Origin of the sequence: Actinacidiphila oryziradicis, from assembly GCF_005047355.1 — a bacterium.
In the GTDB taxonomy this organism is placed as follows: domain Bacteria; phylum Actinomycetota; class Actinomycetes; order Streptomycetales; family Streptomycetaceae; genus Actinacidiphila; species Actinacidiphila oryziradicis.
Genome location: NZ_SUMC01000034.1, coordinates 54,968 through 78,540, shown reverse-complemented (window position 1 = coordinate 78,540; position 23,573 = coordinate 54,968). Strand labels below are relative to the sequence as shown.

Here is a 23,573-nt window from a genome sequence, read left to right as displayed (position 1 = left end):
AAATGGAGCGGAATTCACCGGCGAGTCATGACGGCTTCGGCATGTCCTGCCGCGGGGCACTGAGTTCAGCTGCTGAACGCGCCGTTGAACATCGGAGTCATCCATGGGAGTCTCACGCCGCACATTCATCACTACGGTCGCCGGCGGGTCGGCCGCCGCCGGTCTGGCCGCGCTCGGCGTCGGGTCCGGAACCGCCGCCGCCGCCACCGCGACCTCCGCCGCGTCCCCCGCCGCCAGCGCGGCCGGCGATGTGGTCGGCAAGATCAGCGTCGGCTACCAGGGGTGGTTCGCCTGCGCGGGCGACGGTGCCCCGATCAACGGCTGGTGGCACTGGAGCCAGAACTGGAGCCAGTCGCCGTCGCCGTCCAACAACGCCATCAAGGCGTGGCCGGACATGCGCGAGTACAGCAAGACGTACCAGACCGCGTACTCGAACTTCAACGGCGGCGGGGCCGCCACCCTCTTCTCCTCCTACGACCAGCAGAGCGTCGACACCCACTTCGCGTGGATGAAGCAGTACGGCTGCGACGCCGCCGCCCTCCAGCGCTTCAACCCCAACAGCAGCGAGGGCCCGACCCGCGACGCGATGGCGCAGAAGGTGCGCAATTCCGCGGAGTCCAAGGGCGTGAAATTCTACGTCATGTACGACGTATCGGGCTGGACGAACATGCAGTCCGAGATCAAGACCGACTGGACGAACAAGATGTCCGCGCACACGGCCTCCTCGGCGTACGCGCGCCAGAACGGCAAGCCGGTCGTGTGCATCTGGGGCTTCGGCTTCAACGACAGCAACCACAACTTCTCCGCGGCGGCCTGCCTCGACGTCATCAACTGGTTCAAGGGGCAGGGCTGTTACGTCATCGGCGGGGTGCCGCGCGAATGGCACGTCGGCGGCAGCGGCTCGCGTACCGGATTCGACGGCGTCTACGGGGCGATGAACATGATCTCGCCGTGGATGGTCGGCGCGATCGGCACCGCGGCCGACTCCGACAACGTCTACAACACCTATAACGTGCCCGACCAGGCGTACTGCAACGCGAACGGCATCGACTACCAGCCATGCGTGCTGCCCGGGGACGTATCGGCGCGGCAGCGCACGCACGGCGACTTCATGTGGCGGCAGTTCTACAACATGGTCCGAGCCGGGGCGCAAGGCATCTACATCTCGATGTTCGACGAGTACGGCGAGGGCAACCAGATCGCCAAGACCGCGGAGAACGCGTCGATGGTCCCGGCCGGTTCCGGCCTGTTGGCGCTGGACGAGGACGGCACGGCCTGCTCGTCGGACTACTACCTTCGGCTGACCGGCGACGGCGGCAAGATGCTCAAGGGCCAGATAGCGCTCACCGCCACCCGGCCCACCCCGCCCGTCGCCGGATCGGCCAGTACCGGCACGGTGATCAGCCTGCTCGCCCTGGCCAACAACGAGTACGTCACGGCCGACAACACCGGCACCTCACCGCTCATCGCCAACCGCACAGCGATCGGCACCTGGGAGCAGTTCGACATGGTCGACGCGGGCAGCGGCAACATCGCACTGCGTGCCCACGCCAACAGCCTGTACGTCTGCGCCGACAACACGGGCACCTCGCCGCTGATCGCCAACCGCACGGCGGTCGGCACCTGGGAGTCGTTCCAGCTCATCCACAACTCCAACGGCACCGTCAGCCTGCTCGCCCTGGCCAACAAGCAGTACGTCACGGCCGACAACGCCGGTGCCTCGCCGCTCATCGCCAGCCGCACGGCGATCGGCACCTGGGAGCAGTTCACCCTCATCACCGCGTGACGCGTCCGTGCCGGTGGGGAGCCCGGGCGGCGCACCCCACCGGCACGGCGCACCAATCCCCGGCTACGGAGGCCGGCATCGGCTGACGAGCGGGGCCGTCGCCTGTCAAGGACCTTGTTGTCCCCAGCTCATGGCAAAGACTCTTGACACACCATTGGACTAGACCAATGATAGGTCGCAGTCCGTCCGACAGGTCCGGAGAATTCCCAGAGTTGGGGTGGCCACGGGGGGTCGGACGGATTTCGCACCGCCTCTGCGCTCATTTCTGTCCCGTCCTGCCTGTTCTTTTACTCCGTGGGAGCCTTGATGAGACGATCCAGACCCGTTCGTGCGCTGCTGGCCGGTATGACCACCGCTGCCGTTTCCGCCGGACTGGTTGTGATCGGCGGAGGCGCCGCGCATGCCGCTGCGGCCGGGCCGGCCGGTTCGGCCCCCATGCCGGCCCACGTGGCGGCGCCGTACTTCGAGACGTGGACCGGCGAGAGCCCGGCCTCACTCGCCGCTCAGTCGGGCAACAAGTACCTGACGATGGCGTTCCTCCAGACGGCCTCGCCCGGGTCGTGTACGGCGTACTGGAACGGGAACACCACCCAGCCGGTGTCCGAGTCGGTCTTCGGCAGTGACATCGCGACGATCCAGAAGCGCGGCGGCAATGTCATCCCGTCCTTCGGCGGTGGCTTGGCAGACGGCAACGGGACTGAGCTCGCCGACAGCTGCACAAGCGTCGACTCCATCGCCTCGGTGTACGAAAGCCTGGTCACGACGTACGGCGTGACCCGCATCGACCTCGACATCGAGGGCGACTCGATCAAGAACACCGCCGGGATCGACCGCCGTAACAAGGCGGTCGCGCAGGTCGAGCGCTGGGCCCGCCACACCGGCCGCAGCGTGCAGTTCTCTTACACCCTGCCCTCCTTCGCGACCGGACTCGCGCCCAGTGGCGTGGCCCTGCTGCAGAACGCCGTCTCGAACGGCGCCCGCGTCGACGTCGTCAACATCATGACGTTCGACTACTGGGACGGCGCCACCCACGACATGGCCGCCGACACCAAGACAGCCGCGGCCGGTCTGCACGACCAACTGGCCGCGCTCTACCCCTCGAGGCGATCCGCGCGACTGTGGGGCATGATCGGCGTCACCGAGATGCCCGGGATCGACGACTACGGACCCGAGGAGACGTTCACCACGGCGGACGCGGTCACGGTGGAGAACTGGGCCGTCTCGAAGGGAATCAACACCCTCTCCTTCTGGGCACTCGAGCGCGACAACGGCGGCTGCCCCGGCACCGCCGGTGCCGGCTCCTGCTCCGGCGTCCCGCAGTCGGCCTGGTACTTCAGCCACGCCTTCGAGCCGTTCACCAGCGGCAGCAGGACCAAGGCCGACAGCATCCCCGCCCTGGCCTCACCGAGCTCCACCTCGGCGGAACGGGCGGCCCGGGGCCGGCGCATGTGAGCGGTGCGCCGGTGAACGGTGCGGTGAATGCCGAGCCGGCACGGGCCTTGGCCCGGTAACCCGAAAACGGTAACCCGAAGGCGGTGCACCCTGCGAGGGGCGCCGCCTTCGCGGCTTGCTTCGGCCCGGGTTTGGGCCGCCATGCCGGGCGGCGTCGCCGTGAGCCCGGACCACTGTTGAGCTGACGCCGGCCGGTGCGGCCGAGTGGTCACCGTGCCGCGCCGGTGGGCGGCGGCGTCACGTTGACGGAGATCGGCCACGCAAGTGGTTGAGCATCACCTCGTGGTGGTGCCGGACGGCGAGCACCGCCGCTTCGGCGTCGCCGGCCTCGAGCGCCGCGACGATCGGCTCGTGCAACGCGAACTGTTCTTCGGCCTCCTCGGGGCGCAGCCACCGGGGTACCTCGTCGTTGTCCACCCAGGGCCGGTACTCGTAGGAGATGACCGCGGTGTGCACGCTTTCGTACATGGCGGTCAGATACGGGTTGCGCGCCGTGCCGACGACGGTGGAGTGGAAGATCGTGTCGGCGGCGATCCAGGTCGAGGTCTCCCCCATGCTCGCGCGCAGCCGGTCCAGGGCGGCGCGCGCGAGCCGCAGCTGCTCAGGGGCGGCGGCGGCCACCGACTCACGGACGCCCAGGGTCTCCAGCCAGAAGCGAAGATCGGCCAGGCTCGAGACGCCGCCGGCGTCGAGTTCGAGCATCAGGCTGACCGACGCCTTCATGTTGATGTCCGGCTGGCGGATGACGTACGCGCCGGAGCCACGCCGGATCTCCACCAGGCCCATGAGCGACAGCGACCGCAGCGCCTGGCTCACGGTCGGTCTGCTGGCGCCGAACTGCTCGGCGAGGGCACGCTCGGAGGGCAGCCGGGTGCCTTCCACGAGTCCGTTCTCGACGATGAACGTCCTGATCTTTTCGGCCACCTCGTCGGAGAGCCGCTTGACCAGCACTTTTCCCATGGAGCTCATGTCGACCGGCCGGTCCGGGGCCGCGGCGCCCTTCTCGCCGTTCCTCGCCACGCGCGCTCCCTTTGGTCTCGATCGTCGTGTCCGGAAGTCGGTTGCGTCGTCCCTGCAGCCTCTGGTGGAGATCCTACTGTTCACTGTTCGCGTGCCGTCACGGCTGCGAGGGCGAGAACGCGCGGGCGAGGGCGCCCCTGGCCTCGGCGAGCGCCTGCGAATAGGTCTGCTGCCGCGCCCGGTAGAACTGCGGACGCCCGGTGGCGACGGCTCGGCCCGACACGGTCACCGCGTCCGCCCACTGGCGGGTCCGTGCGAGGAGGTCGGCCGAGGCGACCACTTCGTCGACGATGCCCAGCGCGAGCGCTTCGGGTGTGGTGAACGGCTCACCGGTCAGCACGTTCCTGATCGCCGCTTTCTCCGGGACGCGCCGCAGCGCCGGGAGCATCGCCAGCGCCGGCCAGCCGCCGAGCTTGGCCTCATTCGTGCCGAGGCGGGCACCGTCCGCGACGATCACGATGTCGCAGCTGCAGACCAGGCCGAATCCGCCGGCCAGCGCGTCCCCGTTGACCGCGGCCAGCAGCGGGGTCGTGGAGGCGGGGAAGAACGCGAAGAGCCCGGTGATCGCCTCGGCGAACTCCTCCGCCCGGCCCGAGGACCGCACCGCGGCGGCGTCGGCGCCTCCGCAGAACACCTCGCCTGCCCCGGTGAGCACGATGGCGTCGGTGTCGCTGGAGGCGTCCAGTTCCTCCAGGCAGCTGCGCAGCCGCAGGGCCAGCGTCTCGTCGATCATGTTCGCCGGTGGCCTGGCCAGTTCCACCACGGCCGTACGTTGCTCGTGGCGCACGAGGACCGGCGACGGTTCGGCGGTGGGCGGCCCGGTCACCGGGGGACCTCCCCTTCGGCCTCGTCGCCGGTGACGTAGTCGAGGGCGAAGCGGTCCTCGCACAGGTCGTCCAGCTGTCCGAGAAGGAGCTGGTGCGCGGGGTGGACCCAGTACTCCTCCTGCAGGGCGGCCGCGGTGGTCAGCCGGGCGTGGCAGCCGTGCGTGTAGCCGTGCTGCCGGCCCGAGGGGTTGATGTTCTCGCCCCAGCTGAACTCGGCCAGGCACGGCAAGGTGTCCGCGATGCTTGATGCGAACGCTCGCAGGGCACTGTCCAGATCCCTCTCCCGGCCCGGACGGGCCTGGAATACGACGTAGTGCTCCAACACAGGTCTCTTCCTCTCTCAGCCGCAGTTGTCGTGCTCGTAACGGTCCCAGTCGGCGGGCCAGCGGTAGGAGTGCCGCACCGGGGGGAGCGGCGACTGTGTCTCGATCCAGCGCACTCGGCCGCCTTCGGCGTTGAAGCACGCGTGGGTCTCCCCCACACCGGCCCAGGCGACATCGCCCGGCCGCAGGTGGTGAGTGGTGCCGTCCAGCTCGAAGTCGGTCTCGCCCTCCAGGAAGAAGTAGGCCTCCTCGAAGGGATGGTCATGCACCTGGGCGGCGCCGTTGACCTCGTAGTCGACCATGAACATGTTCAGCAGGCCGGCTCCGCGGTGTTCGTCGATGAGCATCTTCACGGCGATGCCGCTGTAGGCCATGACTGCCGTGTCCATGCCCGCCGAGGAACGTTTGCGCGGGTCGGAGGAGGTCGCCCGGCTGACGTGGTCCGGTTCCGTTCCCTCGTAGTGGCCCACCAGCACCAGCGTGGGGTCCGCCAGGTCCGGTGGCGCGGCCCGGTGCAGCAGCCGCGTGGGGTCCCGCGGGAAGAAGGTGTCCTTCCGGCCCGCTTCCTTGCGCAGTGCCACGGGGCTTCCCACCTCCATCCAGCGCGCCGAGGAGGAAGAGGAGTTACCGAAGCCGTGCACGGAACCGAGAGGGAAGAACGCATAGTCTCCCGGCGTCAGGAGATACGCCCTGTCGTTGATCTGGACGGCGACTTCGCCCTCCAGGACGTAGATGGCCTGCTCGTAGGAGTGCACGTGCAGGTCGATCGTGCCGCCGGGCCCGAGGCGGCCGATGCCGAGTTCGGTGTGCACGGTTCCGGTTTCGGGACCGAGGAGTGCCAGCCGGTCGAATGCGTCCGAGCGGGAGACGAACGGCCAGGGGACCTCTGCCCGGTCCCAGTCCTGCCTGACTACGGCCGGCATGTTTCCTCCTGTGGTGTCGGTGCCGCCCCGCCGGACGGCGGGTTTTCGGATACGGAGTAGAGCTCGTCGAGACAGGCGAGGTCCCGCTCTGCCCAGCCCCGTTCGGCGCAGACGTCGTACAGGTCGAGCGCGACCTGTGTGACCGGCAGTGTCACACCGGCCTCCGCGGAGGCCGCCATCGCCAGATCGAGGTCCTTCTTCATCAGTGCCAGGCTCGCGGCCGGTGTGTAGTCGTGTGCGACCAGGGCGGGTGTCTTGGCCGCGAAGAAGGGGGAGCCGACCGCGCTGCCGGCGACGACATCGAGGAACTGCTGCCGTCCGATGCCCAGGCGCTCGGCCAGCGCCACCGACTCGATGAGGGAGGCCATGCCGACTCCCACCAGCATATTGATGGCGATCTTGACCGCGCGGGCCTCGTCCCGCGTACCGACCCAGGTGTGGCTGCGGCCGGTGGCCTCCAGCAGGGCGGTGTGGCGTTCGTAGGTGTCCTTGGGGCCCGAGCAGATGAAACTCACCTGCCGTGCGGCCGCGGCCTGCGCGCTTCCGCTCACGGCGACCCGAAGGAACGCGATGCCGTGCCGCTCGAGCCGCTCGGCGCACTCGGCGGAATCCGCGGGCGAGATCGTGCTGAAGTCGAGCAGCGCCTCCACGCCCGCCAGGGCCTCGGTCACGCCGGGCGCCGAGAGCACCTTGTCGAGGTCGGCCGCGCTCCTCACGCACGTCATGACCAGCTGTGCGTCATCGATCGCGGCGGCGACCGAGTCGGCCCCCCTGATCCGTTCGGTACCCAGCCGGCCGGTGGCGACCGGATCCTGGTCGTAGCCGGTGACGTGGAAGCCCGCCTCGGCCAGGTTGGCGGCCAGGGGACCGCCCAGCCGGCCGAGGCCCACGAATGCGATGCGGGGGTGGTGAGTCGCTTTGTCCATGGCGCTCACTCTCCTTTGTATGGGGTGCCACGGTGTGGCGGTGCGGGTGTGTGGTGTGGTGTGACCTGGCGTGTGGGCGCGGTGGCTAGACCTGGCTGTCGCCGGGGGTCCCTGGGAGGCTGACGCCGGTCCAGTAGCGGGTGCCGGCCACGTACAGCTGGTCGGCCGGGAACCTGGTGATGATGCGGGGCCCGCCCGCGGTTACGACCACCTCCTCCTCGATGCGTGCGGCGGAGGAGCCGTCCTTGGTGGGCCAGTAGGTCTCCAGTGCGAAGACCATGCCCTCCTCGATCGGCACGGGGTGTTCCAGCGAGTGGTAGCGGCTGATCAGCGGCTGTTCCCACACCGACAGACCGACACCGTGGCAGTACTGGAGGCCGAATGCCTCCTCCTCGCTCGCGTATCCGAGGTCGGCCGCGCTGGGCAGGGCGCGCGCGACATCCGCGCTGGTCGCCCCTGGGCGTACTTCCGCGATCGCGGCGTCGATGGCCTCCCGGGCCCGCTTGTAGGCGTCGCGCTGCTGGGCGTTGGAGCTGCCGACGTTGAGGGTGCGGTAGTAGCAGGTCCGGTAGCCGTTGAAGGAGTGGATGATGTCGAAGTAGGCGGTGTCGCCGGGGCGGGTCGCGCGGTCGCTGAAGACATGCGGGTGAGGGCTGCAGCGCTCGCCGGAAATAGCGTTGACCGCCTCCACCTCCTCCGAGCCCCTCTCGTACAGCACGCGGTTGACGAGCGCGACTGCGTCGTTCTCGCGGGTGCCGACGGTCAGGAACCTGTACAGCTCGTCGTAGGCGGCATCGACCATGCCGGCCGAGTGGTCGAGCAGGGCGATCTCGTCGACGGTCTTGATCCTGCGGGCCTGCTGCATCAGCTCCTGCCCGTTGACGATCCGGAGCCCCTCGGCCTCCAGCGCGCGCAGTACGGGGATCTCCACGACGTCGATGCCGACCGGATCGCCGGCGAGGCCGTTTTCGCGCAGCAGGTCGGCGATGCGTTTGGCGTTGCCCGCCTCGACTCCGACGTCCTCGGGGATGGAGCCGCGCCAGCTGGACAGACCCGCTCGCCAGTTGTCCTTCGGCAGCCAGGTCGCGTGCGCCTTGTGCTGGCGTGCCGCGGATCCGATGTCCCACAGGATCGGGTCGTGGCCGCGCATGAGCAGGACACAGCGGAAGAGTTTGTCCCGCGCCCAGTTGCCGATGTGGGTCGCGGTCGTGTAGCGGATGTTGTTCATGTCGAACAGGACCAGGGCTCCGAGGTCCGACGACTCGAGCGCGGCGTGGGCCCGTTCGAGCCTTTCGGTACGCAGCCGTTCGAAATTGACCCGTTCCTCCCAGTCGACACCGAGTACGGCGCCGGGGGAAGCGATGCTGTCTGCGGGCATGGCAGGTTCTCCTCTCAAAGGGGGTTGGTGTCCGGGGCCCGGTCGTGTTTCGGCTCAGACGGGCGCGTACTCGCCCTCTTCGGTTTCGTAGGTCCGCGCACGCGGCGCGGTGCCGTCGCGTCCGAGCGCCGACCATGCGGCGTCGGTGATGTGCTGCGTGGTCAGGCCGTACTTCCGGAAGAGATAGGGCGCGGTCTTCGATCCCTCGGCGAAGGTGTCGGGGATGCCGATCCTGCGCAGCCGTACGCCGAGTCCTTCCTCCGCCAGGACTTCGGCGACGGCCGAGCCGAGGCCGCCGATGACGCTGTGGTTCTCCACCGTCACCACGGCCCTCGCCCCGCGCACGGCGCGGAGGATGCCCGCACGGTCCAGCGGCTTGATCACCGGCACATTGACGATCCCCGTGTGCACACCCGCCTCACCCAGAGCGGTCGCCGCCTGCAGGGTGGCCGGGAGCATCATGCCGCTGCTGACGAGCACGACCTCGCCCCCGGTGCTGAGATGCTGGACGGAGTCCAGGGAGAAGTCGTCGTCCGCCTCGAAGATCGTGGGGTTCTCTCCTCGCTTCAGCCGGAGGTACACCGGACCCGGATGGTCGGCGATCGCCGGCACGACCCGGCTGATCTGCTGGGAGTCCGCGACGTCGACGACGGTCATATGGGGCAGCGCACGCATCAGGGCGACATCTTCGATCGCCTGGTGGCTCGGCCCGCCCGGGGTGGAGACTCCCGGCATGAAGCCGATGATGCGCACGGGCAGGCCCGGATAGGCGATGGCGTTGGCGACCTGGTCGAAAGGGCGCCTCGTGGCGAAGACGCCGAAGGTGTGCACGAACGGCATGAAGCCCTGCCGAGCGAGCGCTCCCGCCATGGACATCATGTTGGCCTCGGCCATGCCGGCGTGGATGAAGCGCTCCGGGAACGTCTCCTGGAACAGGTCCACCTCACACTGCCGGGTGAGATCGCCGGACAGGCACAGGATCTCCGGACGCTTCGCAGCCAGTTCGACCAGTGCGCGCCCGTAGGGCTTGAGGACGGTCCGGAACGGGGGTTCAAACATGGGGGGACTCCGGCTTCAGTCGGTCGTTCAGCTCGGCGAGCGCCGCCTCGGCCAGATCGGGGGGCAGCTTGATGAAGTGGCCGTCCGCATCGGCGGGCAGGCAGTCCAGCCCGTGCACGGTGGAGGTACGGCAGACGATGACGCTCGGCCGGTCACGCACGGCCGCCGCCCCGGTGAGCGCGGCACAGACCGCGCCGGCGTCATGCCCGTCCACCTCCAGCACATGCCAGCCGAAGGACTGCCACTTGGCGGCGATGGGGTCGAGTGTGGTGATGGTGTCGACAGGGCCGTCGACCTGCGAGTTGTTCGCGTCGAGGAGCACGGTGACCGCGTCGAGCCGGTGGTGCGCGCCGAACAGGGCCGCCTCCCACACCTGCCCCTCCTGTAGTTCTCCGTCGCTGAGGAGCGCATAGGTCCGCGCCTGGCTGCCGTTGAGACGGTCACCCAGCGCCAGGCCTATCGCCGCCGACAGCCCTTGTCCCAGCGAGCCGCACGTGTAGTCGACCACCGGAGAGCTCTCGGTACCGATCGCCTCGATGTCCGAACCGTCCTGGCCGTAACGGCCGAGCGCGGACTCCTCAAGGAGGCCGAGCTCGACCGCCGCCGCGAAGGGCCCGATGATGTAGTGCCCGGGCGAGCAGACGAGCCGGTCCAGCCCCGGCCGTGCGAGGCCGAACACGGCCGCCACCTGCTCCGCCGAGGACAGCGCCTGCCCGAGGTAACCAAACCCCTGCGGCGCGATCATCTGCACCGCCCGGAGCCGGATCCTGGTCGCCAACTGCGGAATGTCGTCGACGACCCAGTAGGTCGAAGCGTCCGAGAAACGCCTGGGGCTGCCCACCAGACCTCCAAGTGGTTGCGAATTGGCTAATTGGTCAATTGGCTATGCCACTATCGTGGGGACCAATTCACCGATGTGTCAACCCCGCGCAGCCGGAAGTCGCGGACCGGCGCGGCGGCGGCCCCACCACGAAGAGGCACCCGTGCGCCAATGAGGGCACCCCGCCGGTCTCTCACGGAGGGTGATTGATCGCCCGCGGACCTACGGGTCTACGGGCCCGCAAACGCAAAGCGGCCCCCGACGGGTGCTTTAACACCGGTCGGAGGCCTTCGCCCCGAGGGACTACGCCGCTGCTGCCTGGGCGAACTTCTCGAGAAGACCGGGCCAGCCGCCCGGCGAGTCGAACGCGGCGCGGATCTGTTCTTGTGCGTCGCCGAAACGGTCCAGGTTGCGGTGCTCGAGTTCGACGCGGGTGCGGTCCGGCCCCTCAGGCACGAACCGGACTTCCACCTCGGTCAGCAGCTGCGCATCGAAGTGCCAGGTGGCATCGATCTGCCAGGCCAGGACGAGTCGCGTGGGCGGCTCCCACGTCAGCACGCGGCCCCAGTCGCACTCACTGCCGTCGACGCCGATCTCGTACCAGCGGCCACCTTCCTTACCTTCGAGCACCGCCTCCTTCAGCTCTGTGTCGCCGCCGAGATGGTGGCTCCCGGGCCACCAGCCGGGCATGCCCTGGGTGAAGACGGTGAACGCCTTCTCGATCGGCGCGTTGACGGTCACACTCTTGCGGACTGACTGATCAGTCATGTGTTTGCTTCCCCTCGTCTTCGGCAGCCGCTGCGAACGCGGCCAGCGCCTGGTCCCAAAACCGCTCGAAGTAGGCGCGCAAGGCACCCAGCCCGGCCGGGTTGAGCTGGTAGACACGCCGCGTGCCGACCGCTCGGTCCACTACCAGTCCGGCCTCCTTGAGCACCTTCAAGTGCTGGGAGACCGCGGGACGGCTCACCGGCAGACCTTCCGCCAGCTCGCCGACCGCCTTGGGGCCATCAGCAAGACGCTCGAAGATGGCCCGCCGGGTCGGGTCGGCCAGCGCAGACAAGGCATCTACGTAAGTCGCCACTTACGTAAGCTACGACTTACGGATCTGGACGTCAAGCGGCCGGACCCGCCTCGGCCTCGGCCCCGTCCCCATGCCCCAGGGGAACGCGTGAGTTCGGCCGAGGGCGAAAGGGAACGGTCAGACCTTGCGCGGAGTCAGGACTGCGCGCGGTCTTCTCCCACCGCATCATCCGCGCCGTGATACTCGCAGCCGCCGTGAGTGCGTTCGCAGGCCAGCTGCAGACCGTCGTCCTGGTGCTGTTCTTCGTCCGGGACCTGCATCTGTCGCCGGGCCTGGTCGGCGCGGCCATCGCCGTCAGCGGTGTGGCAGGCGTCCTCGGCGCCACGATGGCGACCTGGTTCACACGACGAGTCGGACCCGGCCCGGCCTTCATCACTGGCATGCTCCTCGCCTCGACAGCGGGCCTGGTGGTGGCTTCGGCGGCCGGCCCCCTCCCCCTGTCGTTCTCCATCCTGCTCCTGGCGCAGGTCCTACGGGGAATCGGCCCCTCGATCTACGGCATCAACCAGCAGACCTTCCGCCAGGCCATGATCGCCCCCGCGCTGCTCTCCCGCGCCAACGCCACCTGGCGCTTCCTCGCCTACGGAGGACAGTCGCTCGGCGCCCTGGCAGGGGGCATGCTGGGATCCGTGCTCGGACTCAGGGCCACGTTGATCGTCAGCAGCTGCGTGATGCTTGCGGGTACGTCAACCGCCGTCGTGTCGCCGTTGCGCTCGCTTCGCGAACTGCCCGCCCAGCAAGTCCTCGACGAGAAGAGCGCGGCTTAGAGGCCGCTGTCAGTGCCGCCCGTAAGCATCCATGAGCGGGTGCCGAAGGAGGCGCAAGCCCGGGACGCCACTTGGGCCGCGAGGCTCAGCGCTCCGGCGAAACTTTCGGCGTCCAGCCGCTTTGTGACGGCGAGGTAGTACGTAAGGGCGCCGTGCAGGACGTCGCCCGCGCCCAGGGTGTCGACGACGGGTGTGCGGGGGACGTCGACCTTGCCTGATGAGTCCGGGCCTGCCCATGCGATGGGGGCGTCGCCGCGGCTGACCGCCGCCCAGGGCACGGCGTGGGCCCGCAGGAATGCGAGGGCCTCCTCGGGCGAGGAGGTCCCGGGCGGGTGGAAGTCGGCCGAGCAGACGGCGACGTCGATCCACGCCATGAGTTCCTGCGTACCGTCCTTCCAGCTGCCGCCGTCGAACACGGTCAGGCGGCCCGCGGCACGGGCCGCGCGGGCTGTGGCAATGGCCAGGTCCATGTGGTGGCCGTCGAATTCAAGGACGTCGGAGGTCCGGATGAGATTGTCGACGTCAGCCGGGGCAGGGAGCGGTCCGCTGGTGGCGTTGATCGAGGCGACCGCGCGTTCGCCCGTGGCGGCCGTCACCAGGATGGAGGAAACCGTGGGCGGATCGGCCGACAGCCCTGCCAGGTCCACGATCTCCACGCCGGCCCCGGCGAGGTCGGCTGTGATGCCTGCGGCGAGGGGGTGCGCTCCGATGGCGGTGAGGAGTGTGGCCGCACCGCCGAGATGGCTGTAAGCGGCGGCGGCGTTCGTGGCGGGCCCGCCGGCCGCGATCGCCTGATCCCGGGCGGTGAGTTTTTCGTTGGAGCCCGGTACGTGATCCACCAGCTGGATGATGTCCAGGGTGCACAGGCCCACGAACAAGGCCCTGGGGCGCTGCCTCACCGGTCCCATCGACCAGCACCTCCTCCGGCCTCGGCGTCGGCGTCGTGCGGTCAGTGTACGAACCGACAGCAGTTCCAGGATGGGTGCCGCGAGGACGCTTTTCATTCGTCCAGGACGAGCCACCTCCTGCCGTCGATGAGCTCGCGTGCCGCGTCGAGATGACCGGCGTGGCATGCGGTCTCGGTCATCACGTGCAGGATGAGGTGCCGCAGATCCTGGGCCCGCCAGTCGCCGAAGAATTCCGGCCACCAGGCCGGTGGGGTGTCCAGAGGAGTAGCCGTGATGATGGCGTTCGCGAGGCCTATCTCTTGCCGGTACAAGTCGAAAACCGTCTTGGCCGGCACATCCGGCCCGACTTGCCAGGCGTCGGAGGAGGCTTTGGCCACTTCGTCGATGACGGTCTGCTCGCCGGCGACAACGGCGCGGAACCAGAACCGCTCGACGTCCAGGGCGAGATGACGTACCAGTCCCAGGCAGGTCCACCCCGACGGCAGCACCGGCCGCCGTAGGGCCTCCTCGTCGAGGCCCTCCAGGATTCCGAGCACGTGGTCCCGCTGAGCGGTCAAGTATGAGAGAAGCATTTTGCTCTCCGTACCCGGTGTCGGTCGCGATTGCGATGGCGCGGCGTTCATTTGACCTGCGGCGTCGGGGAGGTCGCGGCCGGCGGGAGGGAGGCGTTCGCGGACGGGGTGACGATGACGACCGGGGCGCCGGGGCTGGGCGAAGGGGCTGCCGTCTGGTTGGGATCGATGGTCGGGCTCGCGGTTTCCTGGTTGACGAGTTGGTCGAAGTTGACCAGTCCGGTCTTCTCCATAACCGTGATGTGGTCAAGCACGGTGGTGTTTGCCTGGTCCGCCAGCTCTCGGACGAGGCTGTTCTTGGTGGTGGTCCGGATCTTGGCTATCGCCGTGAATATCTGACCGTGTGTCAGCCGCAGGATGTTGGCGAACTTGGAGTCGAAGTCCGCCCCGGTGGCGGCGGACAAGGTGGCGAGGAAGCCCTGCTGCTGTAGCGTCGGCTGGTTGGGCAGGGTGACACCCAGCTGTGGGGCTATGGCGCGGACACTGGTGTCCAGGTTGGTGTGGCCCTGGATGAGGTGTTCGCCGGCGGTCTTGACGGCGGCGGTGGTGCCCTTCTGTACGGCCATCTGCCCTGCGGGGAACTCCCACAGTCCGGCGAGCCGCACCTTGACCACGAAGGTGCGGTCGTCGGGGGTCAGCGGGCCGGACGGGGTGGTGACGGTCTGGGCGACGGCGCTCGACGCCACGTTCTGTACGCCCTTCATGGCCGGGTAGACCAGCGCGGTGACGGTCAGAACTCCTGCCCCGACAACGAGTCCGGTTCCCATCATGTATCGCGTGGTTGCCAAAGTGTGTGCCTCCTGCTGCGGGGCGGCCCTCCGGAGGCAGGTCGCGCCCTTGCCTCTGTGTTGTGGAGTGAGCCCTGAAGGGGCGGACCGCACGTTCGTATCGGGTACGGGGAGATTAGAGTTTGCACAGAGCAAAGTTTGCACTTTATTGATTTAGCTGACGAGCTCGGTGCGATGCGCCTAGAATCCGCCCCGCGCTGTCTCGGCGGCCTGAGTGCTGCCCGGCGCCGGATCACCATCCCATAGGCAGGGGCATGGTCCCGACCGAAGGCTCTCCGCCCGCTTCGGTGAATGCCTGTAGGGCTTGTACGAGATGGCGCCGCTGGCCGGGGGGCATGGCGTCGACGATGCCGGCGATCTCCTGCTTCCGCCGTTCGGTGACCTCTGAGACGACGCGCTGCCCGGGCCCGGTGAGCAGGATCAAGCTGGCACGGCGGTCCGTGGCCGAGGCACTGCGGGCGACCACGCCGACCGCCTCCAGGCGGTCGATCATGCGCATCGCCGTTGAGGGCTGGACGCCCAGTTCCACGGCCACTTGGGACAGGTTCAGTGGTCCTCGGGTGTCGAGTACGACCAGCATGCGGAACTGCGGCAGGGTCAGGGATTCCTCCACCGAGGCCAGCGACCGGGCCGATACGGCCATCAGCAGCCGGGATGCGGTCAGGAGGGCGCTGACCATCGCCTCGGCATCGGACGCGGCGGAATCGGAGGGCGGGGGGCGGACAGCCATAGTTCATTTGTATCGGTACGGGCCCCCGTGGGGCGGGGGTTCGGCCATCAGCGGTGTTCGGGGGCGCACAGCCCGGCGAGCCGCACCTTGACCACCAAGGTGCGGTCATCCGGACGGAGTCCTCCTAACCGGCCTGCCGGTAGCGATCGAGGATCTCGGCCCGCAAGTGCGGCGCCGAGGTGCCGATTGCCGACAGGATCCGGTGTGGCAGGCCGTCGTCCATGGCGAGAAGCGCGAGGGCCATGTGCTCGACGCCAATGTGGCCGCCGGCAAGGGCTTCTGCCTCGCGCAGCGAGCGTTCAAGGCATTTCTTGGCCCGACGGGTGACTGGGAGGTGGCCAGTGATGCGAACGGCACCTCGGTCATGACGCGATCGCCGCCATCGGCGTGGTGTCTCGGCGGGCGACGCGAGGGCATCCGGTCCGAACGCCGCCTCGACGTGCTCCCGCACCGTGTCGAGGTCGATGCCGATCGTGGTCAGGGCGTCGCGGTCGAGGGCGTCGAACAGGCTGCCCCCGGCGACGTTCTCCGGGCCGGTCAGGCGGACGAATTCCGCCTCGACGCGATCGGGGGTCACGCCCCGCTCGCGCAGCACGGCACCGACCTCTTCGTCGGCGGAAGCGAGCCCGTACAGCAGGTGCTCGCAGCCGATGAAGCCATGACCGAGGCGGCGCGCCTGCTCCTGCGCGCAGACGACTACCTGCCGGGCGTCTCCGCTGAACCGTTTGGGCATCATCGCCTCCCGGACCGGTGGCCGTGCTTGCGGTGCACGGTCTGTTTGGTGACACCGAGCCGGATGGCGATCTCCTGCCAGGACCAGCCCAGTTTCCGGGCGTTGTCGACCTGCAGGACCTCCAGCCGTTCGGTGAGCGCTCGCAGGGCGGCGACCGCGCGCAACCCGGTGTCCGGGTCGTTGCTGGCGGCGCCTTGGGCGATTTCGAGTGTGCTCTCCATACCCGTCAGCATATGCTGACGAGCTCCAGTGCGTCAACATATGCTGACGAAGAGAGATTTCCGGTCGCGGCGACAGCCGCCGATGTCACGGCCGGCGCAGCTCTTCAGCGGCCCCCTGGCCCGGGCCCGGGGCCGTCATCGCCGACTCGACGGTCGGGAAGTGGCGCTCGGCGTTGGCGATGTTCCGTCCCACCAGGGACCGCACCAAGTGGGCCGTGAGTGGGGCGTGCCCTACGTCCTGGCTCGTGCGCAGGCGGACCTCGCCGTCGTCGAGATCGAGCTCGAAGGTGCCGATCAGCAGGCCGTGGTTGATCCTGGTCAGCACCTCGGCCACGGCTGAACGCCGATCGGAAGGCACGGTTCGGGGGCAGATGGAGTAGCAGAGCAGTACGCGTTCCTGCTCATCGGCCAGGATCACCAGGGGCCACGAGGCGCCCGCGGCCGTGATCGTGGTCGCGAGGCCGGGCCCGGGGCCCAGGCCGGAGCCGAGGCCGACCTCGGCCGGAAGCTCCAAAAGGCTCCACCCGTACTCGGCAAGCATGGCCCGGACCATCTTGAGCAGCGTCAGCACCGGTCAGGAACCCCCTTGGCTTGTGAAACTTGACAGCCAGTTCGAAAGCGGTCCATGTTCTGTCCCGCTTCAGTGGTTACTCACCGTAGGGCACCAGCCCGCTGGTCGCCTGGTCCTTTGACAGATATCCCTCCCCCGCGCCCGGATGTACGAAGGCCTCGCGCTCCGTCACCGGCACAGGCTGTGTTCGGCGGCCATGATGATCGTCTTCGCGACCTCGACGAGCGGTGCGACGAGCCCCCGGTCATGACCACGCGGCACACGGCCGGCTCGTACGGCTTCCGCTGCGGACGGCTTCGCGCCGGGAGGCCTCTACGGCAATGCGTGCGGCCACTCCTGGGCAGGCAGGGCCTGCAGCCACCCGACCAGGAGCCGGTTGACCTCGTCGCTGCGTTCCTGCTGGATCCAGTGGCCGCACTTTTCGAGGATGTGCGAGGAGATCAGGCCGGGAAGCGTCACGGGGTAGGCATTGATGGCGTCGGCCATCCAGGTGGTGGACGCGTCGAGTTCCCCGCCGATGAAGAGCGAGGGCTGGGTGATCGGTGCCCCGTCCCAGGCGGCGAGGTCCTCCCAGTCCCGGTCGACGTTGCGGTAGCGGTTGAGGGCTCCGGTCAGTCCGGTCCGCTCGAACTCGCCGGCGTAGACATCAAGGTCGGCTTCGGTGAGCCAGGACGGCAGGGTGTCGCCGGTGAAGCGGTCGGCGAGCTTCGCGCCTTTGGGGACGAAGAAGAAGCGGCTCTCACCGGCCGCCGGCATGGTGTCGGCGGAGAGCCCGGCGTAGAACCCGGCCAGCCAGGCGCGGACGTCGGGCTCGATCTCGGCCTCGGCCCGGCCGGGCGTCTGGAAGTAGCTGACGTAGAACTCCTCGTCCCCGCCGATCCGGGCGAAGGCGTCGGTGGGGCGGTACCCGTTGCGGGGCGAGTAGGGAACGCTGAGGAGTCCGACGGCCGTGAAGACGTCGGGCCTGAGCAGAGCGGTGTTGGCGGCGATGGCCGAGCCCCAGTCGTGGCCCACGATCACCGCGGACTCCTCGCCGAGGGCATGCACGACGGCGGCGTTGTCGGCGACATGGGCGAGCATCCGGTACGCCTCCACCTCGCTGGGCTTCGAGGAGCGTCCGTAGCCGCGTACGTCAATGGCGACCGCACGGAAGCCTGCCTCGGCGATCGCCGGGAGCTGGTGGCGCCAGGAGTACCAGGACTCGGGGAAGCCGTGGACGAGGAGGACCAGCGGGCCGGTGCCCTGCTCCACCAGGTGGATACGGCCACCGGGCGCGTCCACCAACCGGTGCTTCACGTCCGGCCACGGCACGGACGACGGACGGGTGGGCTGCGACATGCTTCCTCCTCAAGGCTTTTCCCTGGTGCCACGATCGTGCGGGTCGCGCCCTGGCTGACGCGAATATTGTTGCCAGTACGGCAAAACAGCCTGACCTGGAGGGAATGAGGCCCTGCTCGCTCTGGCCCACCCGCGCTGCGGGGACACGATCCAGACCGCCGGGCCGCGTAGGCCGAATGGGTGACATGAGGCGTCACGGGCAGTCCATGCGGATACCTATAGGTCCATGAGCACCGCCTCCCGCACCCGGCGCACCGCCCGCTCTCCCTGCCGCTGCCTGAACGGCTGCGCGATCCCGCCGTCAGCATCGATCTGCTCACCCCGCTGACCGAGGTCCGCCGCCGGCTTCGGACCCCGGAGAGATTCTTCCACGAAGATAACCACACAGTGCCCCCGCACCACTACGCTGTGTGCACGCGGTAGCAAGCGGGGCCGGGCTGCACGGTTAGTGGGAGGACCGCATGGGGAACTCGCGAGCAGGTGGCAACGAGCCGGAAGAGCCGGAAGAGCTGGTCAAGAGGCTGCTGGGGCGGGCGCAGAATGCGTTCGAACTGGACGACGCGGTGGTGGAACGCCTGGGGGCGGCGTTGATGCACCACACGGAAATGGCGTCGTGCCGGCAGCATAACGGGCCGCCACGGGAGCTGGGGCGGCGGACGCTGCGGCACACGTTTCTGCTGGGGGACGGCAGCAGCCTGGTGCTGTACGAGGTGGAGCACAACACCGGCGAGGACGACGAGCTGCTGTACGAGGTGTACGCCGAGCCGGAGGCGATGGCGCACGCCCAGCGGGTGATCGACTACAGGTTCGGCGAGTCCACCCCCGAGGACCTGGACACGGAGGCCACGGAGTGGGCGGCGCGGCTGCCGCACCCGCCGGAGATGCCGCCCATGCGCAGGAGCTACGACGAGGACCATTCGGCCGAGCACGCATGGCGGGTGCTGAGGCGGGCGGAGAACGTGGACACATGGCCGGAGGCGGAAATCCGGCAACGGCTGATCATGGCGCGGGCGCACCACATCTCGTATGTGACGAACCGGTGCAGCCGGATCGACGGCAGGGTGGTGGGCTGGACCCTCTACGAGCACGCGTTCCTGTTGGCGGACGGGGAGGAGGTCAGCCTGTGGGAGGTGGAGCACACAATGACGCCGGACGGCAAGCCGGTGTGCGAGGTCTACGAGGACGAGGCGGCCGCCTGCGATGCGGCGGACCTGCGACTGGAGGCGCCGTGAGACCGGGCGCGGTCAGTCGCCCCGCGGGACGCCCCGCTGGGCGTCCCGGCACCCGTCCGGGTACGCAGCCCGGCACACGTCCCGGCACGCGTCCCGGCGGAAGTATTTCACCTGCGGGCTGACCCCCGGGAGGAACCGGCTCACCGGCGACCCGCGGGGGTGCCGCTTCAGACCACCAGGCCCTTGGCGCGGAGCCAGGGCATCGGGTCGATGGGGGCGCCGCCGCCGGGGCGGACCTCGAGGTGGAGATGCGGGCCGGTGACATTGCCGGTGGCGCCGACGCGGCCGATGGTCTGGCCGGTGGTGACCTTGCCGGAAGTGACGATCATCGACGACTGGTGGCAGTACCAGAGCTCGGTGCCGTCATCCAGGGTCTCGATGATGCGGTAGCCGTACGAGCCCGCCCAACCGGCGGAGGTAATGGTGCCGCTGTGGATGGCCTTGATCGGCGTGCCAGTGGGGGCGGCGAAGTCCTGGCCGGTGTGGATGGTGGCCCACAGGGAGCTGGTCTCCCCGAAGCCGGCGGTAAGGGTGTAGGAGGCAACCGGCTTGACGTAGCTCCCGGCGAGCTTGGCCGCGGCCGCCGCGGCCTTCTTCTTCGCTGCCTCTGCTGCCGCCTTCTTCTTGGCGGCGGCCTCCTGGCGGACCTTCGCCGCCGCGGCGGCCTTGGTTGCGGAGCGCTCGGCGGAGGCCGTCTTGATCTGTTCCGCGGCGGTCTGCTGCTGCTGGGCCTGGTTGAGAATGCGGGTGCGGAGCACCTCGCCGGCGTTCAGGCCGAGGGTGTCGCCGGGGGCGGAGGCGGCGGCAACGGCATTGCTGTCGGCCACGAGCGAGCCGAGGACCGGCACATTGGCCACCGCGTCGGGAAGGTCCGGGAGCGATACGGCGATGGGGCTGTGCCCGTCCGCCGCCGCTACTCCGCCGACACCGAGGACCGCGGCGGCGGCGACACCGAACACGGCCGAACCACGGCCGAGGGTGCGCTGCTTGGCGACGCGGTGACGGCCCCGTACGGGAGCGGTGGACTCCTCGGTGGGGTTCCACAGCTCCTGCGGCTCCGAGTCCGAAGCCCATGCCGGTGCCTGGAACGCTGCGGGGAGTTCTTCGGTCTCGGGCGTCCCGGCCTCGGCCGCGGCGGCTTCTGCCCTGGCCAACTCGGCCCAGCCGGCAGCCATGTTCCACTGGCCGGTGTCCCAGCCGTCGATGGAACCCCGGGTCGGCGGGACCTGCTCCTCCGCGGCGGTGACCGGGGGCTCCCAGCCGGCGGCCACGTTCCATTCGCCGGTGTCCCACTCCTCGTAGTCCATGTAGTCGTAGGACTGCGGCTGGGTGGGTATGAGGGCAGACTCTTTCGACGCCACTCGGGCGGTTCCCCTTTCCTTCCTTCTCGTCTACCGGGTTAGCTGACGGGTTCGGAGCAGGAAGGTCTCCTACGGGCATCTCACGATGTCCGATTCACCCCAAGAAATGGTTCCCCGGTTCCCGCGGACGGGATTCGACAAGCGCACGGTACCGCCCTTGGTCAAGACGGTGACAACCGCGCTGCGTTATCGAACGTTAATAGAGCCGAAGGTCTTTTCCAAGCCGCTTCGACCAGTTCGCAGCATGAATCTATGTGGATGGAGCGGTCAATGGGGATAATTTCGGGCAGGCCCTGTGATCAGGCGGTGAGGTAACTGTGGATCAGCTGTTATGCGGAATGAAGTGATTCGATCACGCAGGGTGAGAGTGCGGTGCGACGGCGATGGAACGGCGGTCGGCTGCCCGGTCACGTCGCGCCTTCCCCGGCCACGGAGATACGTTCAGGCCCTGCCCGCCGCGGCGGGCAGCAATGGGAACGGCGCAGTCCGGCGGTGGCGGGACCACCGCGGCGAAGGACCCCGGCAAGGCAGGACCGGAGCCGGAGATCGCGGAGCCGGAGATCGGCCGGCCAGGCGCTAACGGCGGGTTATCGCCAGGAGGGCCATGTCGTCGGCGTTGGCGCCGTCGGTGTGGCGGGCGATGTCGGCGAGGAGGGAGTCGAGCATGGCGTCGGGGCCGGGGAAGAGGAGGCCGATGAGGCGGGCTTCCGGGTCGTAGAAGCGGCCGGCGCCGTCGCGGGCTTCGGTCACGCCGTCGGTGTAGAGGAGGAGGATGCCGCCGGCCGGAAAGTCGGCGGTGTCGATGACGTCGGGCCAGTGGGCGAGGCCGGTCATACCGAGGGGCAGGGCGGCCTGGGAGGGGTCGACGCGGGTGACGCGACCGTTGGGGTGCAGGACGAGCGGGGACGGGTGGCCGCGGTTGACGACGCGGATCTGGTCGCCCGCGGTGGCGGCGTCGAGGGGGAGCTCGACGAGGACGGCGGTGACAAAGCTCTCCGCCTCTTCGAGGTCCCCGGGGCGGGCCTGGGCCTCGCGTTCGAGGGCGCGTTCGAGGCGGGCGGCGAGAGCGGCGAGGTCCGGCTCGTGCTCGGCCGCCTCGCGGAAGGCGCCGACGACGACGGCGACGACCGCCACGGCGGCCATGCCCTTGCCGCGTACGTCGCCCACGATGACCCGGACGCCGTAGGGGGTGTCCTGGACGGCGTAGAGGTCGCCGCCGATCTGGGCGTCCAACTGGGCGGCGACGTAGCGGGCGGCGACGGTCAGCCCGGAGAGCCGGGCGGGCGGGTGCGGGAGTACGGCGCTCTGGGCGACGGTCGCGATGGAGCGGGCGAAGCGCAAACGGCGGTCGCCGCGGCGGGCGATCTGGGTGATGAGGACCGCGAGCAAGGAGACCGTGGCCACGGTCGCGATCTCGGCCAGCTGCGCGCTCTCGGCGAGCACACCGTGGTAGGCCGCCAGCCCGACGGCGGCGACACAGGCTGCCGCTCCGGCGGCCAGGGTCGTCCGCAGCGGGAGCAGCGCCGCGGCGACCATGGGCGCCGCGGCGAACAGCGGCGAGGCGGTGAACTCCACCGGCGTCGTGAGGTCGAAGATCACCCCGCCGACGATGAGCAGCGCCGGTAGCCAGCGCAGCATGAGGCCGGCGTCGCCCTCATCGGGTCCCTTCCCCACCTGGTGCTCCTGCTCGTTCGCCCCGTCTGCATCCCAAGGCCGCACCTCCAGGCTGGCAGCTGTGGGCGCCTCCGGCGAGCCGGGCGTAACCGGCCGGGCGACACTGGTGTGGACACCGCGCGACGGAGGCGCTCTGGTGCGGAGCCGTGCGGCTGGGTCACCATGCTGGGAGCGCCCACATCTGCAGGAGGCTGCCATGAAACTCGGCAAGGCACTCGCCACCGGATTCGCCGAAGAAGTGGAAACAGACACGGAAGTGGAGTCCGGCCTGGCCCGGGTCATGGCCAAGGCCGCGGAAGGGGCGGCACCGGACACCGTGACCGTCCCCCAGGCCTACGAGGAGCCCGTGGCCGAGATCCGGTGACTCTGTTCCGGAAGCGGTTGCCGGAGGAGCGTCCCGCCGTACCGCCCACCGGATACAAGGTCGCGTTCCCGATGCTGTCCGGGGACGGCACCCGGGTGGGCTTCCGCGGGGTCTCACTCGGCGGCCGGCTCGTGTACGGGACGGTGGACGACGCCCGGTGCGGCTACGGGCGGCGGCATCTCAGCCCCGCCCGTGGCTGCGACTGCGGCTTCTACTGCCTGCACTCGTCAGCCGAGGCACAGGCGCTGACCTGCGCGACCGACTGCCAGGAGGCGGTCGTCCTCACCGTCAGCGTGCTCGGCGCGTACACCCGGTACGAGCGCGGGATGCGCTACGCCCGGCAGCGCATACGGTCCGTACGGGTAGGCAGCTGCGGCTGCGGGCGTCCGGCCGAGGCCTTCAGATACGCCGGCACCGGGCTGCCCGGCTGGCGGGCTGTCGCGGCGACCTGCCGGAATTGCGCGGCGGGGCTGAAGCTGCTGCCGTTCCCGGAGTTCGCCCGGCTCGCGGGGCCGGCCGTGATGCTGACGACCGACGCGGCGCCCGATCGTGCCGTAGGCCCTGACCTGCTGCTTCCGCAGCTCGCGGCCGAGGCGGCGCTGCTCCAGGCGCGCCTCGACCTCTTCCAGGAGAGGCTGAACCGGCTGGCCGACCCGTAGACCGGTGGGGTTTGCCCCCGGTCCGTGGCCTTCAAACGCCGGGCCGGCCGCCCTTGACGG

25 protein-coding genes, 1 pseudogene and 1 riboswitch are annotated in these 23,573 nt (G+C 69.3%); of the genes and pseudogenes, 6 read left to right on the top strand and 20 right to left on the bottom strand.

Annotation, left to right across the window (positions count from 1 at the left end; all coding sequences use genetic code 11):
• The first annotated feature begins 103 nt into the window (after nucleotides 1-103).
• Complete coding sequence (locus tag FCI23_RS30055; protein WP_136727088.1) at nucleotides 104-1,786, top strand: lectin; 1,683 nt, start codon at nucleotides 104-106, stop codon at nucleotides 1,784-1,786.
• Between the two features lie 306 nt (nucleotides 1,787-2,092).
• Nucleotides 2,093-3,211: pseudogene (locus FCI23_RS30050) on the top strand (chitinase); the annotation flags it as partial.
• 264 nt (nucleotides 3,212-3,475) lie between these two features.
• Here the strand turns inward: FCI23_RS30050 and FCI23_RS30045 are convergent.
• The 10 genes from FCI23_RS30045 to FCI23_RS30000 form a co-directional block, all read right to left on the bottom strand.
• Nucleotides 3,476-4,258, bottom strand: coding sequence for a FadR/GntR family transcriptional regulator (locus FCI23_RS30045; protein WP_136727086.1), 783 nt, complete (start codon nucleotides 4,256-4,258; stop codon nucleotides 3,476-3,478).
• A 97-nt stretch (nucleotides 4,259-4,355) separates the two neighbouring features.
• Complete coding sequence (locus FCI23_RS30040) at nucleotides 4,356-5,084, bottom strand: enoyl-CoA hydratase/isomerase family protein (protein ID WP_136727085.1); 729 nt, start codon at nucleotides 5,082-5,084, stop codon at nucleotides 4,356-4,358.
• A complete protein-coding gene (locus FCI23_RS30035; RefSeq protein WP_136727084.1) occupies nucleotides 5,081-5,410 on the bottom strand; it encodes a Dabb family protein in 330 nt (109 codons plus the stop codon). Before FCI23_RS30035 ends, FCI23_RS30040 begins: the two co-directional genes overlap by 4 nt.
• 15 nt (nucleotides 5,411-5,425) lie before the next feature.
• The gene (locus tag FCI23_RS30030) at nucleotides 5,426-6,331 is read right to left on the bottom strand and encodes a cupin domain-containing protein (protein ID WP_136727083.1); all 906 of its coding nucleotides are present in this window, start codon (nucleotides 6,329-6,331) and stop codon (nucleotides 5,426-5,428) included.
• A complete protein-coding gene (locus FCI23_RS30025) occupies nucleotides 6,319-7,257 on the bottom strand; it encodes an NAD(P)-dependent oxidoreductase (protein ID WP_136727082.1) in 939 nt (312 codons plus the stop codon). Before FCI23_RS30025 ends, FCI23_RS30030 begins: the two co-directional genes overlap by 13 nt.
• A gap of 85 nt (nucleotides 7,258-7,342) precedes the next feature.
• Entirely contained in the window at nucleotides 7,343-8,635 is a 1,293-nt protein-coding gene (locus FCI23_RS30020) for a M24 family metallopeptidase (protein WP_136727081.1), read from the bottom strand.
• A gap of 54 nt (nucleotides 8,636-8,689) precedes the next feature.
• On the bottom strand, nucleotides 8,690-9,694 hold the full coding sequence (locus FCI23_RS30015; RefSeq protein ID WP_136727080.1) for a transketolase family protein: 1,005 nt from the start codon (nucleotides 9,692-9,694) through the stop codon (nucleotides 8,690-8,692).
• Nucleotides 9,687-10,535 carry a transketolase gene (locus tag FCI23_RS30010; protein ID WP_211265517.1) on the bottom strand — a complete coding sequence of 283 codons (849 nt, stop codon included), beginning with the start codon at nucleotides 10,533-10,535 and terminating at the stop codon, nucleotides 9,687-9,689. The genes FCI23_RS30015 and FCI23_RS30010 overlap by 8 nt, the downstream gene beginning before the upstream one ends.
• A 282-nt stretch (nucleotides 10,536-10,817) precedes the next feature.
• Complete coding sequence (locus FCI23_RS30005; protein ID WP_136727079.1) at nucleotides 10,818-11,282, bottom strand: SRPBCC family protein; 465 nt, start codon at nucleotides 11,280-11,282, stop codon at nucleotides 10,818-10,820.
• The gene (locus FCI23_RS30000) at nucleotides 11,275-11,595 is read right to left on the bottom strand and encodes an ArsR/SmtB family transcription factor (protein ID WP_136727078.1); all 321 of its coding nucleotides are present in this window, start codon (nucleotides 11,593-11,595) and stop codon (nucleotides 11,275-11,277) included. Before FCI23_RS30000 ends, FCI23_RS30005 begins: the two co-directional genes overlap by 8 nt.
• A gap of 176 nt (nucleotides 11,596-11,771) precedes the next feature.
• Here FCI23_RS30000 and FCI23_RS29995 point away from each other — a divergent pair, with 176 nt between their 5' ends.
• Nucleotides 11,772-12,362: an MFS transporter gene (locus FCI23_RS29995; RefSeq protein WP_169316992.1), complete on the top strand. Its 591-nt coding sequence runs from the start codon at nucleotides 11,772-11,774 to the stop codon at nucleotides 12,360-12,362.
• Here FCI23_RS29995 and FCI23_RS29990 read toward each other — a convergent pair.
• The 8 genes from FCI23_RS29990 to FCI23_RS29955 all read right to left on the bottom strand — a co-directional run bounded on the left by FCI23_RS29990 (nucleotide 12,359) and on the right by FCI23_RS29955 (nucleotide 18,223).
• Nucleotides 12,359-13,270 (bottom strand): PfkB family carbohydrate kinase, encoded by a 912-nt coding sequence (locus FCI23_RS29990; protein WP_136727076.1) that lies wholly within the window; start codon nucleotides 13,268-13,270, stop codon nucleotides 12,359-12,361. The genes FCI23_RS29995 and FCI23_RS29990 overlap by 4 nt on opposite strands.
• A gap of 92 nt (nucleotides 13,271-13,362) precedes the next feature.
• Nucleotides 13,363-13,842, bottom strand: a complete 480-nt coding sequence (locus tag FCI23_RS29985; protein WP_246144164.1) for a DinB family protein — start codon at nucleotides 13,840-13,842, stop codon at nucleotides 13,363-13,365.
• A gap of 47 nt (nucleotides 13,843-13,889) precedes the next feature.
• The gene (locus FCI23_RS29980; RefSeq protein ID WP_246144162.1) at nucleotides 13,890-14,630 is read right to left on the bottom strand and encodes a DUF4142 domain-containing protein; all 741 of its coding nucleotides are present in this window, start codon (nucleotides 14,628-14,630) and stop codon (nucleotides 13,890-13,892) included.
• A 232-nt stretch (nucleotides 14,631-14,862) separates the two neighbouring features.
• Nucleotides 14,863-15,360: a MarR family winged helix-turn-helix transcriptional regulator gene (locus tag FCI23_RS29975; RefSeq protein ID WP_136727074.1), complete on the bottom strand. Its 498-nt coding sequence runs from the start codon at nucleotides 15,358-15,360 to the stop codon at nucleotides 14,863-14,865.
• A gap of 124 nt (nucleotides 15,361-15,484) precedes the next feature.
• Entirely contained in the window at nucleotides 15,485-16,096 is a 612-nt protein-coding gene (locus FCI23_RS29970) for a Clp protease N-terminal domain-containing protein (protein ID WP_136727073.1), read from the bottom strand.
• Nucleotides 16,093-16,314 (bottom strand): helix-turn-helix domain-containing protein, encoded by a 222-nt coding sequence (locus tag FCI23_RS29965; RefSeq protein ID WP_136727072.1) that lies wholly within the window; start codon nucleotides 16,312-16,314, stop codon nucleotides 16,093-16,095. Before FCI23_RS29965 ends, FCI23_RS29970 begins: the two co-directional genes overlap by 4 nt.
• An 85-nt stretch (nucleotides 16,315-16,399) precedes the next feature.
• Nucleotides 16,400-16,885, bottom strand: coding sequence for a YbjN domain-containing protein (locus tag FCI23_RS29960; RefSeq protein ID WP_136727071.1), 486 nt, complete (start codon nucleotides 16,883-16,885; stop codon nucleotides 16,400-16,402).
• A 312-nt stretch (nucleotides 16,886-17,197) separates the two neighbouring features.
• Entirely contained in the window at nucleotides 17,198-18,223 is a 1,026-nt protein-coding gene (locus FCI23_RS29955) for an alpha/beta fold hydrolase (protein WP_136727070.1), read from the bottom strand.
• A gap of 461 nt (nucleotides 18,224-18,684) precedes the next feature.
• Here FCI23_RS29955 and FCI23_RS29950 point away from each other — a divergent pair, with 461 nt between their 5' ends.
• Nucleotides 18,685-19,455 (top strand): DUF6227 family protein, encoded by a 771-nt coding sequence (locus FCI23_RS29950; RefSeq protein ID WP_136727069.1) that lies wholly within the window; start codon nucleotides 18,685-18,687, stop codon nucleotides 19,453-19,455.
• A gap of 167 nt (nucleotides 19,456-19,622) precedes the next feature.
• On the opposite strand, the gene FCI23_RS29945 is transcribed toward FCI23_RS29950, so the two are convergent.
• Both FCI23_RS29945 and FCI23_RS29940 read right to left on the bottom strand, forming a co-directional pair.
• Complete coding sequence (locus FCI23_RS29945; protein WP_246144160.1) at nucleotides 19,623-20,816, bottom strand: M23 family metallopeptidase; 1,194 nt, start codon at nucleotides 20,814-20,816, stop codon at nucleotides 19,623-19,625.
• 12 nt (nucleotides 20,817-20,828) lie between these two features.
• Nucleotides 20,829-20,966, bottom strand: a riboswitch (cyclic di-AMP (ydaO/yuaA leader).
• A 426-nt stretch (nucleotides 20,967-21,392) separates the two neighbouring features.
• Nucleotides 21,393-22,490 carry a PP2C family protein-serine/threonine phosphatase gene (locus tag FCI23_RS29940; RefSeq protein WP_246144158.1) on the bottom strand — a complete coding sequence of 366 codons (1,098 nt, stop codon included), beginning with the start codon at nucleotides 22,488-22,490 and terminating at the stop codon, nucleotides 21,393-21,395.
• 196 nt (nucleotides 22,491-22,686) lie between these two features.
• Here FCI23_RS29940 and FCI23_RS56770 point away from each other — a divergent pair, with 196 nt between their 5' ends.
• Nucleotides 22,687-22,854, top strand: a complete 168-nt coding sequence (locus tag FCI23_RS56770) for a hypothetical protein (protein ID WP_169316990.1) — start codon at nucleotides 22,687-22,689, stop codon at nucleotides 22,852-22,854.
• Nucleotides 22,851-23,513 (top strand): hypothetical protein, encoded by a 663-nt coding sequence (locus FCI23_RS29935; protein WP_246144157.1) that lies wholly within the window; start codon nucleotides 22,851-22,853, stop codon nucleotides 23,511-23,513. Before FCI23_RS56770 ends, FCI23_RS29935 begins: the two co-directional genes overlap by 4 nt.
• Nucleotides 23,514-23,573 lie beyond the last annotated feature (60 nt).

Coding starts and splice junctions, on each gene's coding strand:
- FCI23_RS30030 (WP_136727083.1), bottom strand. CDS start 6,331: ATGCCGGCCGTAGTCAGGCAGGACTGGGACCGGGCAGAGGTCCCCTGG.
- FCI23_RS29975 (WP_136727074.1), bottom strand. CDS start 15,360: ATGGCTGTCCGCCCCCCGCCCTCCGATTCCGCCGCGTCCGATGCCGAG.
- FCI23_RS30025 (WP_136727082.1), bottom strand. CDS start 7,257: ATGGACAAAGCGACTCACCACCCCCGCATCGCATTCGTGGGCCTCGGC.
- FCI23_RS29970 (WP_136727073.1), bottom strand. CDS start 16,096: ATGATGCCCAAACGGTTCAGCGGAGACGCCCGGCAGGTAGTCGTCTGC.
- FCI23_RS29965 (WP_136727072.1), bottom strand. CDS start 16,314: ATGGAGAGCACACTCGAAATCGCCCAAGGCGCCGCCAGCAACGACCCG.
- FCI23_RS30055 (WP_136727088.1), top strand. CDS start 104: ATGGGAGTCTCACGCCGCACATTCATCACTACGGTCGCCGGCGGGTCG.
- FCI23_RS56770 (WP_169316990.1), top strand. CDS start 22,687: ATGAAACTCGGCAAGGCACTCGCCACCGGATTCGCCGAAGAAGTGGAA.
- FCI23_RS30015 (WP_136727080.1), bottom strand. CDS start 9,694: ATGTTTGAACCCCCGTTCCGGACCGTCCTCAAGCCCTACGGGCGCGCA.
- FCI23_RS29985 (WP_246144164.1), bottom strand. CDS start 13,842: ATGCTTCTCTCATACTTGACCGCTCAGCGGGACCACGTGCTCGGAATC.
- FCI23_RS29955 (WP_136727070.1), bottom strand. CDS start 18,223: ATGTCGCAGCCCACCCGTCCGTCGTCCGTGCCGTGGCCGGACGTGAAG.
- FCI23_RS30005 (WP_136727079.1), bottom strand. CDS start 11,282: ATGACTGATCAGTCAGTCCGCAAGAGTGTGACCGTCAACGCGCCGATC.
- FCI23_RS29950 (WP_136727069.1), top strand. CDS start 18,685: ATGGGGAACTCGCGAGCAGGTGGCAACGAGCCGGAAGAGCCGGAAGAG.
- FCI23_RS30020 (WP_136727081.1), bottom strand. CDS start 8,635: ATGCCCGCAGACAGCATCGCTTCCCCCGGCGCCGTACTCGGTGTCGAC.
- FCI23_RS29990 (WP_136727076.1), bottom strand. CDS start 13,270: ATGGGACCGGTGAGGCAGCGCCCCAGGGCCTTGTTCGTGGGCCTGTGC.